Origin of the sequence: Psychrobacillus sp. FSL H8-0487 (assembly GCF_038008385.1) — a bacterium.
In the GTDB taxonomy this organism is placed as follows: Bacteria; Bacillota; Bacilli; order Bacillales_A; family Planococcaceae; genus Psychrobacillus; species Psychrobacillus psychrotolerans.
This window is the reverse complement of record NZ_JBBOZA010000002.1, coordinates 82698-98742: the sequence shown is the minus strand read 5'-3', so window position 1 is coordinate 98742 and position 16045 is coordinate 82698. Positions and strand designations below refer to the sequence as shown.

At 33.6% G+C, this 16045-nt stretch carries 21 protein-coding genes and 1 pseudogene; 18 read left to right on the top strand and 4 right to left on the bottom strand.

All coding sequences use genetic code 11. The features are described 5' to 3' along the window. Positions 1-88 precede the first annotated feature (88 nt). The 11 genes from MHI47_RS20090 to MHI47_RS20040 all read left to right on the top strand — a co-directional run bounded on the left by MHI47_RS20090 (position 89) and on the right by MHI47_RS20040 (position 9227). Entirely contained in the window at positions 89-463 is a 375-nt protein-coding gene (locus MHI47_RS20090) for a hypothetical protein (protein WP_340830726.1), read from the top strand. Positions 464-1173: 710 nt separating this feature from the next. Then, complete coding sequence (locus MHI47_RS20085; RefSeq protein ID WP_340832263.1) at positions 1174-2313, top strand: recombinase RecT; 1140 nt, start codon at positions 1174-1176, stop codon at positions 2311-2313. 17 nt (positions 2314-2330) lie between these two features. After that, entirely contained in the window at positions 2331-3077 is a 747-nt protein-coding gene (locus tag MHI47_RS20080; RefSeq protein ID WP_340832262.1) for a hypothetical protein, read from the top strand. A 1-nt stretch (position 3078) separates the two neighbouring features. Next, a complete protein-coding gene (ssb, locus tag MHI47_RS20075) occupies positions 3079-3543 on the top strand; it encodes a single-stranded DNA-binding protein (RefSeq protein ID WP_340832261.1) in 465 nt (154 codons plus the stop codon). Between the two features lie 108 nt (positions 3544-3651). Then, a complete protein-coding gene (locus tag MHI47_RS20070; RefSeq protein WP_340832260.1) occupies positions 3652-4455 on the top strand; it encodes a PD-(D/E)XK nuclease family protein in 804 nt (267 codons plus the stop codon). Then, positions 4448-4837, top strand: coding sequence for a hypothetical protein (locus MHI47_RS20065; RefSeq protein ID WP_340832258.1), 390 nt, complete (start codon positions 4448-4450; stop codon positions 4835-4837). The genes MHI47_RS20070 and MHI47_RS20065 overlap by 8 nt, the downstream gene beginning before the upstream one ends. A 19-nt stretch (positions 4838-4856) precedes the next feature. After that, on the top strand, positions 4857-5180 hold the full coding sequence (locus MHI47_RS20060; RefSeq protein WP_340832257.1) for a hypothetical protein: 324 nt from the start codon (positions 4857-4859) through the stop codon (positions 5178-5180). A 36-nt stretch (positions 5181-5216) separates the two neighbouring features. After that, entirely contained in the window at positions 5217-5744 is a 528-nt protein-coding gene (locus tag MHI47_RS20055) for a JAB domain-containing protein (protein WP_340832256.1), read from the top strand. 113 nt (positions 5745-5857) lie between these two features. Beyond that, the gene (locus MHI47_RS20050) at positions 5858-6943 is read left to right on the top strand and encodes a tyrosine-type recombinase/integrase (protein ID WP_340758916.1); all 1086 of its coding nucleotides are present in this window, start codon (positions 5858-5860) and stop codon (positions 6941-6943) included. 3 nt (positions 6944-6946) lie between these two features. Next, positions 6947-8860 (top strand): tyrosine-type recombinase/integrase, encoded by a 1914-nt coding sequence (locus MHI47_RS20045; RefSeq protein ID WP_340758915.1) that lies wholly within the window; start codon positions 6947-6949, stop codon positions 8858-8860. A 1-nt stretch (position 8861) separates the two neighbouring features. Next, positions 8862-9227: a DUF6262 family protein gene (locus tag MHI47_RS20040; RefSeq protein WP_340758914.1), complete on the top strand. Its 366-nt coding sequence runs from the start codon at positions 8862-8864 to the stop codon at positions 9225-9227. A 217-nt stretch (positions 9228-9444) separates the two neighbouring features. Here the strand turns inward: MHI47_RS20040 and pckA are convergent, their stop codons facing one another. From pckA to MHI47_RS20020, 4 genes are all read right to left on the bottom strand, one after another. Further along, a complete protein-coding gene (pckA, locus tag MHI47_RS20035) occupies positions 9445-10953 on the bottom strand; it encodes a phosphoenolpyruvate carboxykinase (ATP) (RefSeq protein WP_340758913.1) in 1509 nt (502 codons plus the stop codon). A 34-nt stretch (positions 10954-10987) separates the two neighbouring features. After that, complete coding sequence (locus tag MHI47_RS20030; RefSeq protein WP_340758912.1) at positions 10988-12742, bottom strand: SulP family inorganic anion transporter; 1755 nt, start codon at positions 12740-12742, stop codon at positions 10988-10990. 105 nt (positions 12743-12847) lie between these two features. Beyond that, complete coding sequence (locus MHI47_RS20025) at positions 12848-13192, bottom strand: ArsR/SmtB family transcription factor (RefSeq protein ID WP_340758911.1); 345 nt, start codon at positions 13190-13192, stop codon at positions 12848-12850. Positions 13193-13349: 157 nt separating this feature from the next. Next, on the bottom strand, positions 13350-13508 hold the full coding sequence (locus MHI47_RS20020; protein ID WP_340764609.1) for a hypothetical protein: 159 nt from the start codon (positions 13506-13508) through the stop codon (positions 13350-13352). A 160-nt stretch (positions 13509-13668) separates the two neighbouring features. Here MHI47_RS20020 and MHI47_RS20015 point away from each other — a divergent pair. The 7 genes and pseudogenes from MHI47_RS20015 to MHI47_RS19985 form a co-directional block, all read left to right on the top strand. Then, a pseudogene (locus tag MHI47_RS20015) lies at positions 13669-13809 on the top strand (JAB domain-containing protein); the annotation flags it as partial. After that, the gene (locus MHI47_RS20010) at positions 13809-14006 is read left to right on the top strand and encodes a hypothetical protein (protein ID WP_340832254.1); all 198 of its coding nucleotides are present in this window, start codon (positions 13809-13811) and stop codon (positions 14004-14006) included. The pseudogene MHI47_RS20015 and the gene MHI47_RS20010, both read left to right, overlap by 1 nt. A gap of 36 nt (positions 14007-14042) precedes the next feature. Next, positions 14043-14297: a hypothetical protein gene (locus MHI47_RS20005; RefSeq protein ID WP_340832253.1), complete on the top strand. Its 255-nt coding sequence runs from the start codon at positions 14043-14045 to the stop codon at positions 14295-14297. A 68-nt stretch (positions 14298-14365) separates the two neighbouring features. Then, positions 14366-14809: a DUF4314 domain-containing protein gene (locus MHI47_RS20000; RefSeq protein WP_340832251.1), complete on the top strand. Its 444-nt coding sequence runs from the start codon at positions 14366-14368 to the stop codon at positions 14807-14809. Between the two features lie 43 nt (positions 14810-14852). Next, positions 14853-15182: a hypothetical protein gene (locus tag MHI47_RS19995; protein WP_340832250.1), complete on the top strand. Its 330-nt coding sequence runs from the start codon at positions 14853-14855 to the stop codon at positions 15180-15182. 82 nt (positions 15183-15264) lie between these two features. Beyond that, the gene (locus MHI47_RS19990) at positions 15265-15450 is read left to right on the top strand and encodes a hypothetical protein (RefSeq protein ID WP_340832249.1); all 186 of its coding nucleotides are present in this window, start codon (positions 15265-15267) and stop codon (positions 15448-15450) included. A 67-nt stretch (positions 15451-15517) separates the two neighbouring features. Continuing rightward, complete coding sequence (locus MHI47_RS19985) at positions 15518-16042, top strand: hypothetical protein (RefSeq protein WP_340832247.1); 525 nt, start codon at positions 15518-15520, stop codon at positions 16040-16042. The last annotated feature ends 3 nt before the right edge of the window (positions 16043-16045 follow it).

Here is a 16045-nt window from a genome sequence, read left to right as displayed (position 1 = left end):
ATAATCCTTCAATCACATTAGCATTTAAGTTAGCTCGTTTATTTAATTGTCATATTGAAGATATTTTTATTTATGAGGAGGACCATCAATGAAACACAATAGAGCAATTTTTTTAATTTTAGGTTTCATTATGCTAATAAATGCACTTCTAATTAATGGTGTTTATATTTTTTCAGGTAAGTTTCCAGAAGGATTAATGGCAGTTGCTTTAACGATTATGGCGTTCTGTTTAGCTTATTTAGCACCCCACTTTTCTGCAAAAGATGAGCGGGCTCAAAAAATCCGTGAACGTGCAGTATATATTAGTTATTTTTGGGGTATTGGTTTTGCCGTTATTTTAATGATTATTTTCAACCCTACATCGTCGCTTAACCTTGCTGCCTTTCAAGTATTATCACTATTCATGGCATTATATATTTCTACTGTCTTTTTAAATATGGTTTATTATGCAAAAAAATATTAAAAACATTGTTAACGATCCCAATAGCTCAGCTCATTTTTTATGTGCTTTTAAATCAACCTTTACCTTTAACATAGCCTTATATTTTTAAAATTACTTATCAAGTAAAATTTGTTTTAAACGAGCGTTCGGATAATTCAGATTTAAGCCCTAAAACCCTTGTAAATTACCTATTATCTTGCTAATATAATAAGTGTAAATAACTTTTTTCGTTTTAGGATTTCTTTAACAGAAGAAATAAAATGAACAAAGTGACTTCTTTAAAATATTTTTTGGATTGGGGACGCTCCTGCGGAAACAGGGGCGTTTCTTTATGTTTTCAGTAGATGTGGCATAAAAATTACTTGCATGGTATAAGATAAAAGCTTATACTAATGATAGTTATTTAATCTTTGAAAGTCCTTATTTTCCCACCGTTAAGGTGAGCAGAAAACAAAAGGACATTACGTCTGTTTCCATTAGTTTCCCTACCTTTTTTTGGTATGAGCAGAAACACAAATGTGATAAAAAATTAACCTAATGAAATAATCCAAACTCCTACTTATTTTTGTCTTTCAGACACTAATTCTAGGAGTTTTTTTATTTTTATCCCCAACCTTTATACGTATCGTTATTCAAAAAGTCTGTATCTCAGTGTATTTATACACTCGTGCTACGGGCTTTTTTTATATATAAAACTAATCCAAAAAAATTCTAAGGAGGTCATGAATATCATGACAAAACAAATCGAATTAACAAAAGAACAACAATCACTTATTTGGAACACGAAACTAGTCCCTGCGAATGCAAATGAGATGGAAGCCAAAGCCTTCTTTTCAGTTTGTGAAGAATATGGTTTAAATCCTTTGCTTGGCGATATTACGTTTCAAAAACGCGAAACAAAATACGGACCTCGTGTTAACTACTTAATCTCTCGGGATGCTTACCTAAAATACGGAATGCGACAAGATGATTTCATCAATATTTTATCGTCAGTGGTAAAAGAAGGAGATGAATTCCGTTTTGATCCTGTTGAGGGTGTTCCAGTTCATAGTTTCGGACCGAAACGTGGAAAAATCCTGGGTGCATGGTGCGTGGTAAAAACGAAAACTCGTGGAAATACATTAGTATTTGCAGATTTTCAAGAATACCATTCATCTTTATCTTCCAAGAATCCTGTTTGGAACAGTATGCCTTCAGCCATGATTGAAAAGGTAGCTCATTCTATTGCATTACGTCGTACCTTCCCTTTAGGAGTGGTATTTACTGGTGAAGAGGAAGTAGTAGAAACTTCGGATTTCAATTCGGAGCAACCAAATGATGATGTTAAAAATACAGAAAGTACACCTTCTTTAACTGATGAACTAGAAGTAGCTCGTAAGAAAGAAGAAGCTAAAAAACAAGCGAAAATAAAGGCTGAAGCTAAAAAGAAACAAGTAAAACAGCCATCTGATGATTCTTCCGTAGACAAATCTGAACCAATTGCAGAAGTACTACCTAAAGTAGAAACACCTGCAGAAACAGAACAACCTACAAATGTTATCCCTTCTGAAGAAACTCCTGTAGAAATAGTACAAGAGAAAAAAGAAGAAGTAATACAAGAAGAACAACAGATTCCAGTTAGTACAGAACCAACAAATGAATTACCGAACAATCACTATGAATTCATCCATGCAGAAGTAGGAGTTTCAGGCACTAAGAAAGAAAAATTTCTTAAAGTCACTGCTAAAAAGGATGGAAACAATGTCCTACTATTTGTGCAGCAAGATAAAATCGAGCTATTTGATGAAATCGAGCAAGGTAATAAATTTGTAGCAGACACAGAAGATCGTAACGGATTCCTATTTGTTGAAACTGTACAAGCTGTCGCTTAATGAAAGGAGAATGTGAAATGTGTTTGCCTTCCATTGTTGATGTGGCACAAGAGCAGGGTTTAGAAATAAACCCTCGTTCCCTCAACAAAAAAGAAGTATATGCAAAATGTCCCTTCTGTCTAGGAGATTCTATAAACGGTAAATTTAAACTGTCGTTAAATCAAGAATATAACGTGTTTAAATGCTGGTTATGTAAGACTTCGGGTGGCGTATTAGAATTTGAAAGCCGACTTACTGGAAAGAGCTTTACTGAAGTGAAATCCAAATATTTCGGTCAATCAAAAAAGAAACGCCATTACGTCGAATATCTTAATCCTATTCAACTTCGTAAAATCGGATGGAATGACTATAAACGTCAAAATCGTGAAGATTTTATGAAAAAGAAGGACGAGGTACTTCGGGATTGGCAGAACTATGAGTATAACGAAATGGTAAAACATTTCGCTTTACTTATGGTCGTTTCGCATATTGAAAACGCTAAAGAACGTCAGGCCGAACTGTTGGAGTATGTTTATGAGTCAGCTAAAAAAACAGGTATATATAACTTGTTTATTAAGTTGATGGAGGAATATACAAAAATGGATTCCGAACGTTCTGAATGGGCATTAGAGGGAGTAGATATCGCACGTGCAGCATGGAAAATATCCTTGCAGACGTATGATTTTGATATGGACAATGTAATGAAACACGTATTGTTCATTTACTACTTGAATAAATCAGAAATGAAAAATATAAATCTAAAAGTAGAGAAGGAGATTGTTTAATATGTTAAATCAATGTAATTTTATCGGACGTTTATCAAAAGAGGTAGAGATGAAAGTTACACCGACAGGAAAATCAGTAGCTAATTTTTCACTAGCAGTTCAAAGAGATATTCCGAATGCTAGTAATGAACGAGAAACAGATTTTTTAAATTTTGTGATATGGGGTAAACCAGCGGAGAATATGGCAAATCAACTTTCAAAAGGCGATTTAATTCGAGTTACGTCAAGAGTACAAGTTCGTTCCTATGAAAAAGACGGGAAACGCTCATATGTAACAGAATTTGTCGTAGATGGTTTTCCAGAGTTCTTGCGAGTGAAGAAATGGGAAAATGGTGGACAAGGTGGTACTTCTCAGAATCATACACCTTCTACAAACCAAAGTTCTTATTCTTCAGCCCAAAATCATGATCCATTCTCTAATAATGGTGGATACCCTGAAGTGAGTGACGATGAACTGCCGTTCTAACGAGCGATACTCTAAAAATGTAAATAAGTAATCAGATACACACGTAATAACCCGATGAAAGGGAATTTAAACTCCCTTTTATTTGGGGAGTTATGTGAGGTGTTCTAAATGGATGAAAAGATAGGTCTAGAAATAGAAAATTTATTGCAAACCAATACTTTTTCATTTTCAAGACTAAATTTATTTGAAAGCTGTGCATTTGCATGGTTTCTTAAATATGTCGTAAAAATTGAACAAGAAGATACGTTGCCACTTATGTTAGGTAAAGCAGTTCATAAGGCAATAGAAATGAAAATGACTGGTTCTGAGGACAAACATGCACTACTCGAAGGATGGAAGGAAGTAGATTTTTACCCCTTTGATTTAGTTGAGTATCAAAAACTCTTTTCGCGAGCAAACGTGACGAAAGGAGAAGCTAACCGTCCGAATGTTAATGTTGAACTTCACTTCAAGTTACCGCTTGATACTCGTGAAGGGAGTCCTATAATTCAGGGATTCATCGACGTATACCAGGAAGTTTTCAGTACGTATAGTTTCACTGATTGGAAATCCAATCGTGTTATGTACGATCCTTTGGACACAATGCAATTACCACTATACGCATGGGCAATTAGCGAAATCTACAATGTTTCCAGTGTTACAGGAACATTGTTTTTTTTACGCTTTTTTAAGGACAACGCCAAAACAATGACTTTTACAGAAAAGCATATGAAACAAGCACGTAATTGGGCTTTGGAATTAGCAGAACAGATAAATTCCGCTTTGAAGCAGTATTACCTTCAAGATGAAAATTTAGAAAAAACGTTCCCGCCAAAACCAAACAAAGGCTGTGCTCATTGTCCGTTTGCTTTTACCTGTGTCATGAATTATCCAAATATCAAAAACAGTGAAGGAGTGTTCGCAAGTGAATAACTTAGCAACCAAAAAAATCGAAGAATTAGTACAGGAAGATGCAATTGCATTAGCTCAACAAGTAGATCGGTATGAACAAGCGTTAAAGCTCATGAAAGATAAGCTAAAGGCGTATGTTCAACTGAATGGACCTGTAGAAGCTAACGGAAAAGTATATGATTTCTTTCCATCATATTCTTGGGAATTTGAATCAGATAAATTGAAAGCAATATCAGGCATGATGGTGATTGATGGACTAAATCCATTTGAGTATTTGTCCCTCTCTTCAACAAGTCTGAAAAAGCTGAAATGGTCTGATGAATTACTAAGTCAATATGGCCAAAGGAAAGCAAGTAGTAAGAGCTTCCGTTCTGTCAAAGCCGAGAACTATCAAAAAAACTAAAGTAAAGAGGGTATTCACTATGAATCTTTTATTTAAAAAAGAAAAAAAGAAAGTTACACCATTATTATTTTCACCTGTATATATTCCTGAAATTTTAGGAGCTATGTACAAAGAGGGAGAATTCTTACCCCATGCTCGTATGAATTGCTTATTCCGAACAGATACAATGCTGGTTGGTACTGCAATAAAAGGGGAAGAAACTTTGTATTTTGTTGCTACGCATACTGATGTGATCAAGCATATTGATTCACAAGGAGCAGTTCCGTTGGCACAAACATATCATCTTCGATTTTTTAAAGATAAAAAACGAATGAATGCTCATATTTCGAAAATAGTAGCCTAAACAATCCAAAAACTAAAAAGTGAAGGAGTCATTATTATGACAACAATCAAACAACAATCGCTATTTGTATCTGAATCAACTCTTTTATATAACAAGGACTTGCATACAGTAATTACTGAAATGACAGGAGCAAGTAAGACACCTAAAGCAGTAGATGAGTTTTTACGTAACGTTTCTTTGAAAGAGGTATACAATTTATCTCTTGAGGATATTCAAACTTACGGATTCTCACCTAGTTCTGCCAAACGTCTTTATTTTGCTATTCAATTCGTTGAGCGTGTTAAAGAATTGAAACCTGCAGAACGTAGTACTATTCGTTCTCCAAAGGATGCAGCCATGTATATGATGGATGAATTAGGTCATTTACAACAAGAGCATTTCGTTGCGATATATTTAAATACCAAAAATGAAGTAATTAAAAAGAAAACTCTATTCATAGGTTCATTGAGTTCTTGTGTGGTCCATCCTAGAGAGGTTATGAAAGAAGCAGCGTTATGTTCAGCAGCTAGTTTCATGGTTTTTCATAATCATCCATCCGGTCAAATAATAAACATAGTATCCTAAACTAGAGTACTCTAAGTACTTAAAGTTTAGGATTTTTTTAATTCAATACTTTAACTAATGAATAAATATAGGTATTATTTATAGGAGTTAAGGTATTTAAAGGTGGTGGAGAAATGAAAGTTCAAAAAGTAGTTGTTGAGGAAAAATCATATCCATTATACATACTATTAGACAAAAATTTTGAAGTGGTAGAACCGGTTAAGAGATATATAAAGTACTTGGATAATACGGGGAAAGCGCCAAATACGATTAAAACATATTGTTATCATCTCAAGCTGTTTTATGAATTTATGAGCCAAAGAGGAATTAGATTAGAAGATTTGAAATTCGAGGAAATGTCAAACTTTGTGGGATGGTTAAGAAATCCAACGGGGGAGGTAAAGGTAATAGATTTACAACCAAAGAAGGCTAAAAGAGAAGAAACATCTGTTAATGCCATACTTAATGCTGTAACTAGTTTCTTAGAGTATTTAAATCGTACAGGAGATTTTAAAGCTATAGATATGACTAAAGAAGCGAGGGGAAGAAATTTCAAGGGGTTTCTTCACCATATTTCTAAAGGTAAATCTTATCAAAAAAATATTTTAAAGCTTAGGGTCAAAAAGAAACTTGTACAAGTATTAGAACACGAACAAGTTAAAGCAATAATCGATGCGTGTCATACAAAAAGGGATAAGTTACTTATTATGCTTATGTATGAAGGAGGACTTCGGGTAGGAGAGGTATTATCCCTTCGTATCGAAGATATTTCTACTTGGGATAATCAGATTAATATCATGCCAAGAGATCACAACGAAAATGGGGCTTATATTAAGCTTAGAAAAGAACGAACAATCGATGTTAGCAAGGAATTAATGGCTTTATACACCGATTATTTAGTTCATGAATATGGGGAAGATTTGGAGCATGATTATATATTTATAAATCTCAAAGAATCTTATTTTGGGAAACCTCTAAAATATCAAAGTGTATTAGATCTTATAAGGCGATTGGTGAAACGGACAGGGATTACCTTCACTGCCCATATGTTGCGTCATACGCATGCCACAGAACTCATTAGAAGTGGATGGGATGCTGCTTACGTACAAAAAAGGTTAGGTCATGCACATGTACAAACAACACTTGATACATACGTTCATCTTTCTGATCAAGATATGAAAAATGAATATAAAGCGTATCTCCAAGGGAGAGAAACATAAAAAATGAAATTTCCAAGCGTTGCAACAAATCGAAAGCTCGTCACTAACACAGAGATTAATAAAAAAATAGCGGATATGACTAGTGTCTTACAAGGGTTTTGGGCAGCAGATAGATGGGATATAAGAATTTGCCCACATCCTAGTGCGATAGAGTTAAGTAAGAATCCTTCGTTAAGAAATCGTTGGGTAAATTTTGATAAAGTAGAAAACATCTGGTTAAAAACAGAATTAAAATACTTTTATTATGTTCTCTTAAATAATGGAACTTGGAGTGCAAAAACTGTTTGGATTAGAAAAGGAACAGTGATAAGTCGAATGTTGGGGTTTTTAAATTTAAAATATCCCGATATTACCTCTATAACTGAAGTACCTATAGTAAAAGCTTTGACGGAATACCGAACTTACTTAGTAGAACAAGGAATAAAATCTACGACTAAAAATTACAAGCTTGATATAAATCAAAATAAAATTTCTGTGCAAGCGAACTCCTACTACGTTACTAATTTAAAACAGTTTATGGAGTTCTATGAGGATTTCTATTTTGATGGTGAAGAATGGGATAAAGATGTTTGGGATCTAAGAAAACTTTCATTGCCGGAAGATAAGATAAATCCAACGTCCTACGAATATACAATCAATTTCAAGGGTTTTGAAAATGATTATTTTAAAGAAATCGTCAAGCGATATTGTAAGTTAATGTTAAATACACGTAGCTTTTCCCATGTAGTTGATATGGCGTCAAAATTAAGAGAGTTTTTTAATTTTATAAATACAAATTGTGAAGGCATACGAAGGATTCATCAATTAACTAGGAATGAAGTTGAGCAATATTTAAATGAAATTAATTTAAAAGGTTTAAAACCTAGTACTGCGACTGGACGAATATCTACTTTAGAAGTTTTTTTCTCTACACTTCAAAGGTTTGATTGGAAGGATTCGCCTTCCCAAATCCTTATCTTTCGAGAAGATTATCCTAAAGTGCCGAAGGCACAACCACGTTATATAGATGAACATGTCCTTGAACAATTAAATGTTAAATTGGATAAATTGGAACCTTATATGGCTGCAATGGTTATGGTACTTCAAGAATGCGGAATGCGTATCGGTGAACTTTGTACATTGAAAAAAGGGAGTGTCATAACAGATAAAGAAGGGGATTGCTTTTTAAAGTATTATCAGTGGAAAATGAAGAAAGAACATACCATTCCTATTTCTAAAGAAATTGCTGCATTGATATTGGTTCAAGAGCAAAGAGTGGCTTATGAACTTGACGATGGATGTGTATATGTATTTCCACGGAAAGATGGTTCTCCATTGAAGCAAGATACCTTTAGAGTTAAATTAAATAAATTAGCTTATGAAGAAAAGATAACGGATAATAAAGGAGAGATTTTCCGATTTCATGCTCATGCCTTTCGGCATACAGTTGGCACTAGAATGATAAACAACGGAGTGCCACAGCATATTGTTCAAAAATTCTTAGGGCATGAATCACCAGAAATGACTGCAAGATATGCCCATATTTTTGATGAAACTCTAAAGAAAGAGTTCATAAAGTTTAAGGAAACTTTGGTGACGAATAGCGGTAGCATTCTGGATTTAACCGAAGAAAATACTGAAGCTGACAATACAGATCTTCAATGGTTTAAAAAAAATATCAATGCACAAGCACTTCCTAATGGCTATTGTCGTTTACCAGTAATTGCGGGACCGTGTCCTCACGCAAATGCTTGTTTAGATTGTACGAACTTCTGTACAAGTAAACAATTTCTAAATGAACATGAAGAGCACTTAGACCGAACTAAAGAAATATTAAATAGGGCTAAACAGAACCAATGGCAGCGTCAGGTTGAAACTAACGAACGTGTTAAAAATAGATTAGAGCAAATTATTCATTCGTTAAAGGAGACGAATTAAGATGACTAGAAAGAGTAACACAACTGCCATAATTCAACTATCCAAAGAAAAGTCGGAGAAGACAAGAATTAGGGTTGAAAAGACAATTTCAGAGATGGCACTGAAAAAAGAGAAGATTAATTTTAATTCCGTTGCACAAAAAGCAAGTGTTTCAAAGTCATGGCTGTACAAACAAAAAGACATTAGAACTAGAATAGAGACATTAAGAGGGATGCAAATAAGTGAATTAGTTCCCCGTAAACAGAGTAAAAACCTTCGTTCAGAAGATAGTTTAATTAAGACATTAAAAATCCGAATAAAGGCACTAGAAGAAGAAAACAAACAATTAAGGGATCAAGTTCAAAAATTACATGGCAAGTTGTTTTAGAGGTCTTGTTGAATAAGATAAAATAGTACATTGCAAATTAAAACAAGAAAAGCACTCTGTTAAATATGGAGCAAGGCATTCCCGAAGATCTTCTATGGTTAGACTACAGCTAATGTTACTGGATAGATAACATTCCCTTGGGGAAAAATCAAAATATACAAAAGTAAGTGGAGAAAAACGACTCGTTTTTCTCCACTTACCCTTTATTTTATGATTTTTATAAAAACTTCTCGAAATTTTCCCGAAATAGATTTGTTAATTTTGTTGCTTGGATATCATAAGCCTCTTTATCTTTCCATGTATTGCGGGGGTTAAGAATTTCAGATGGTACATTAGGACAACTTTTAGGTATGTTAAGACCAAAACTCCGTTCCATTTCAAATTCTGTATGTGCTAATTGACCTTCAATAGCTGCTGTAACCATCGCTCGAGTATGGGAAAGGGAAATACGTTCGCCTATTCCATAAGGGCCTCCTGACCAACCTGTATTAATTAAATAAACATCCACGTCATGTTTCCGAATTTTCTCTCGAAGCATTTCAGCATAAACTCTAGGTGATAATGGCAAGAATGGTGCACCAAAACAGGTTGAAAATGTTGCTTCTGGTTCTGTTATGCCCCTTTCAGTTCCAGCTAATTTACTGGTATAACCTGAAAGAAAATAATACATGGCATGTTCTTTTGATAATTTAGAAATGGGTGGTAAAACACCGAACGCATCTGCTGTTAAAAAGAAAATAACATTTGGATGTCCTGCCGTACTCGGATTAAGAGCATGCGGAATGTTATGGATCGGATAAGCTGCTCGTGTGTTTTCTGTTAAACTACAATCATTATAATCTGCCAAATGTGTATGAGGATCGATTATGACATTTTCTAAAACAGATCCATAAGTAATCGCGCGAAATATTTCTGGTTCTTTTTCCTCTGATAAGTTGATGCATTTTGCGTAACAACCACCTTCAATATTAAATACACCTTTGTCTGACCAACCATGTTCATCATCACCAATTAACATACGATTAGCATCTGCTGAGAGAGTGGTCTTTCCCGTACCTGATAAACCAAAAAATAAAGCAACATCTTCATTTAATCCTTTATTTGCAGAACAATGCATAGAAAGAACATCATTAATTGGTAAAAGATAATTCATTATAGTAAAAATCGATTTTTTAATCTCTCCTGCGTACTGTGTTCCTCCAATCAATACGATTTTTTTATCGAAATTAATCACAATAAAAGTTTCGGAATTTGTTCCATGAATGGAAGGTGTAGCTTCAAAATTAGGAACGCAGATTACAGTGAAATCTTCTTTGTGTACAGCTAACTCTTCTTTTGTTGGACGAATAAATAATTGATGAGCAAATAAATTATGCCAAGCATACTCGTTAATGATTCGAATAGGTAGACGATATGCTTGATCGGCTCCAGCGAACCCATCAAATACAAATAGTTCTTTTTCTTCTAGATAATTAGAAACATCCTTTAAAAGAAGATCAAAATTTGCTGACGTCATTTGTTGATTTGTTTTCCAATCAATTGCAAGTTCAGAGGCAAGTTCTTTAACAATAAATTTATCTTTAGGTGAACGGCCTGTATATTTACCTGTTTTCGCTACTATCGCGCCACCAGAAGAAAGTTGAACCTCTTTACGCTTGATAGCGATTTTTATTAGTTGACTAGGTGTTATATTAAAATGTAATTTGAGTGCGTTGTTTAGTCCCATTTTATATCCATCCTTTTTAGTTATCTTTTATTTTTTATATTTCTAGTAATTTAGACTCCTTTTTATCGAGATTTCCTGTATGTGAAAGTTGATTGCATTCATGAAAAGCGAAATGCTTACATCCTAAACATTTATTATGGTTAATTTCTGAGATGGAATAGTCAATGGCTTCGCCTGTACGACTAAATATATACTTTTCACCAATTTCATCATAAAGACCAGACTTTTTCAATGACTTTTTCAAATCATCAACTATACCTGAAAGCACAAGAATTCCACCTTGTTTTTTATAATAATTGACAATATTCTTCAAATTCGCTTCACCTGTCGAATCGATGAACGGTACTTTCCCCATACGTAAAATCAAGACAGTAGGTTCATAATGAATTGTATCCATTATGCGTTGTTCAAACACTTGTGCAGCACCAAAAAAAAGTGGCCCTTCAATTGTATAAATGCTAATTTGTGGGCAGTTATGAGCTTCGTTAACTACATGGGATTGAACAATTTCATTCTTATGAGTGTGGTCTGGTAACACTTTGGAAACAACCAACATATTACTCATGCGTTTTGCGAATAAAACGACAGCTAAGATGAGACCAACCATAACTGCTATCGTAATACTGGTGAAGACAGTTAAAAGAAATGTAACCAATAAAATAAGAGAATCGCCACTTTTCATTTTCAACACATGAAGAAACTGTTTTCTTTCACTCATATTCCAAGCCACTATCATTAAAACAGGCGCCATACTAGCTAACGGAATAAGTGAAGCATAGGGTGCTAATATTAAGAGGGTTAATAAAACAAAAATCCCATGAATAATCCCTGACATAGGAGAAGTAGCACCAGATTTAATATTTGTCGCTGTTCGTGCAATTGCACCTGTAGCTGGAATTCCTCCAAATAAAGGAGTAATGATATTTGCAATTCCTTGGCCCATTAATTCACGATTACTATTGTGTTTACTATTCGTCATCCCATCTGCTACTACAGCGGATAAGAGAGATTCAATTCCTCCCAATATAGCAATTACAAATGCAGGTACTATTAAACGCTGTATTCTTTCCCATGTTATATCGGGAAAGCGAAAATGAGGGAGTTGGCTTGGAATTTCTCCAAAGGTGGAGCCTATAGTTGAAATATTGCCTGAAAAGAATACTGTTGCTATTATTGTTGTTACGATTAAACCAATTAGTGATCCAGGAACTTTCGGCAATAATTTCGGTGTGAGTAAAATGACGAAAAGACACAATATGGCAATTCCTATACTATAAAAATTCATTGTATCAATATGAAAGATAATTTCCTTCATGTTGTCAATGAACTTCTCATGTTTTTCAAGCCCTGTCAGTCCAAAGAAATTTTCAATTTGCCCTGTGAAAATAATAATGGCAATCCCTGAAGTAAAACCAATTGTGACAGGACGAGGGATGAATTTAATCAAAGAACCTATTTTAAAAATCGCCATTAAACACAAGATAATACCGGCTAAAAAACCAGCAAGTAATAAATCTGTATATCCATAAGCTATGACAATCCCAAAAAGAATAGGTACGAAAGCACCAGTAGGTCCTCCAATTTGATATTTCGATCCACCAAATAAAGAAATTAAGATACCAGCAATACATGCTGTGTAAATCCCGTATTCTGGTTTCACACCTGATGCAATAGCAAATGCCATAGCTAATGGTATAGCAATTACCCCTACAATAACGCCTGAAAGAAGATCTTTTTGGAAATGCCGTATTGAATAGTCATCAAATCTTCCTGTAAAAAAGCTTTTCATTATACCCCTTCTTTTTCTATGAATGATTAAAATAGTAAATTGATTGTATATTATTGATTGTTTAGGGAGTTATATCTATTTAAATTTCCATTGATTACTCCGATTCTATGATTTAGAAAGTGTATCTTCTTCATCTAATTCTTCTAACATAGAAAGGGTATCAATTAAATGATTATTGAAGATTTCTCGTGTAACTATTAAAAGTTTTATAATGGATGGGTCGCGAAGTGAATAAACAACTCGTTTACCATTTTTGATACCAACTACAATATTTTTAGAGCGTAATACACTTAGTTGTTGGGAAACTGCGGAACCTTCACTATTAAGAGTGCTTTGAATTTCTGTAACGCTCTTTTCTCCTTCTGACAGTAATTCAAGAATCCGTATTCTTAGTGGATGTGCCAAGGCTTTAAAAAAATCAGCTTTAAATTGTTGTATATCTGTCCACAATCAATTTTCCTCCTTTGACAAATTCGATTATACATATTCAAATGTTTGAATATGTATAATCGAATTATACCTCCAGTTCTTTTGATTTACAAATCATTTTAAGTTAAAAATACAGAAATGTAGTTTTCTATCGTTAATACCTAAATTAATTAGTTAATCAACAATTCCTAGTGCGAAGTATCTTTACAGCGAACGACCAGACTTCGTTTATCCATCCAGTTGGTACAAGTTCCTGTTCTAATAAAGGCAAAACGACATGATCCCCACCGAAAACTAAATTTACAGGGGTAAACGAAATAAAAAGGCGACCACTCATTTGAAGTGCCCCCATAAAGTTAAACAGTTTTTCTTATCTTTTTTGACTAATTCTTTCATAAAAAAGGTAATTTTATAATTTAGTTATGCTAACTCTGAAGACATGTAGTCAAAGCCAAGAGATTGCTTTCATAATATTTCTCCCACTTTACTATTGATATAATCCCATCCCGTCGAGTGAAGATATTGATGTGACCAAAAGACTACAGGAAGTCGGTATATTAATGGGGATAGAACTATTAGATCATATTATTATCGGTGATCGTCAATATATATCACTAAATGAAAAGGGGTATATGTAATGACTTCTTATCAAAAATTCTTAAAAGAAAAGTCTAATGGAGATTTAACAAACCCAACATCTTATGCTTCTCTATTAATTTTGTCAGCCGTTGAAGGTGGACGAGAAGATTGTCTGAAACGTTTTACATTCGACAATATTCGACAACAATTAAATGATAGAAGGAAAGAAAAATGGGGAAAATCACTAACAAACTAACAATCCAAAAAATTAAATTATAAGGAGATCCACTAAATGAAAAAAGAAGAAAGCCAAAATCCAAATTACTTATGGCGTAAATTACAAGGTCACTTGAATGCAGCGAAAGAAAGTACATTAAATGCACTAAAAGAACGTGGTGTATTTATTGAATGTTGCGAGGAGCGAGGTTTTGTTTATCAACTTGCTCTATCTGCATTTGAAGAAGTGATTAACTTGGAAATAGGACTGAAAGATGGAGATATTATTATCCATCAAATGGTCCGTTATAACAGCCAAAAAGCAGTTTAATAAATTTAGAGAGCGTATTATACGTTCTCTTTTTTTATTTTAAAAACAATTGAAAAGGATGATTTTTAATGGAAATATCTCAAAATATAATAGAGCCTAAAACAATTCAACTGTTAATCAAGGCACGTAAAGAACTCTATAAACCAAATAGTCGAGTTATCCTAACCAAAGATATGGAAGATCCATTTCAGCCTTTAAAACGAGGTTTAAAAGGTACTGTGCGTCGTGTAGATGATACGGGAACTGTTCATGTTCGGTGGGATAATGGTTCAGGTTTAGGGGCTACACTAAAGGAATCGATTTCGGGTGTTCTCTATGAAAAAGAAATCACAAAGTATAAAAAAGAAGATGTTTTAGCTCGTATGGGAGATATGGGTTACATGGTTCATAACGCTATTTGGGATGATGTAGGCGACCATTATGATTTTTGTAATGTTTGTGAGAAATATGTAGATATAAAAAACTCTCAAAACCACATCTGTAAACAATGTGAAAGTGGTCTAATCCTGTAATTCTTTAAACGTTAATTTAAAAAATATAAAGGTGGAATATATTATGAATCTTAAAGAAAAATTAGAGCAATGCGTAAATATACCAGGGGAAGTAATATTATCAAAAATAGAGCAAGAGTATGGTGTAAGTGTCTTTGAATTTAACTTTCATTTGTTTAATACTGCTGAAGAACTCTTTGAATGGCTTTTTCTTGAAGAAGTTGAAAGTAAAACTGAATTTCTAAATATTATAAAGAAATTAGGTAGTTTTACAGAAGAAGATCTTCTGAATGATAGTGTTATGGAGGCATTTGTATCTCAACATGAGAACGTATTTGTTGTAGATGGTATTTTTGCTTACTCCAATGAATGGATTGAAAATATAAGGGTCTAACCAAATAATTTAATCGAAAAATTATCGGAAGAGTGCATACAATGTGTGCATTCTTTTTTTTATTAAAGGAGATAAGAAAGTAATGATACTAACAAAAGAATTTATAAAAGAGGTCCTACTAAAAGCAAAAGAAGAACTTCCTTATTCACAAAAGGAAATACATAAGGATGTTATTCTATTTGCTTATTATCTAGTAGGAGAAGATCATAAGGCGGCTGATAAAAAGATAGACCTTCATATGCACTGTGCGGAATTTAAATATAAGTAGTGATGAAGAAATGTGTATAGGTAATCAATTTTATAAAATGTGAAACTATAGATTGCGGGGAAAAGGCTTGTTATTCAAAAAGAAATTACCAATATTAGATAGGGAATTACTGGATTTACATAAAAGTGAAATCATTAAAAAATTGCAATTTAAGTATGTTCCCGTTGTACTTTACGGTGATGAAGCTTTTACTTTTGCTAGAGAGAATCTTCCTGGTTATCATAAAAAATCAGATAAACAAATGAGAGGTGGCTATTTCCATTATGAGGAGCTACCCCCAAAATATTATAATACAGGGGTCGTTCTTATTTTTAATGGGGAAATTGGTACTTTAGCACATGAATTACGCCATGCTAGACAATATCAAGATAAAAACAGATGGATGAAACGTGGAAAATGGTTAATGTTTCTTTATAAAACAATATACGTTTTTTATCCAACAGAGTGGGATGCTTTTCGTTATGCAGCAACTTATTTAACTAACTCAAAACTTCGGAAAGCCGCTTTCTGGTATAAATTTTGGATTGCACTCAATATAACTGCTTATTTACTGGTACCACTGATCTTTATTTGCTTATATTTCTTTAGTTAATTT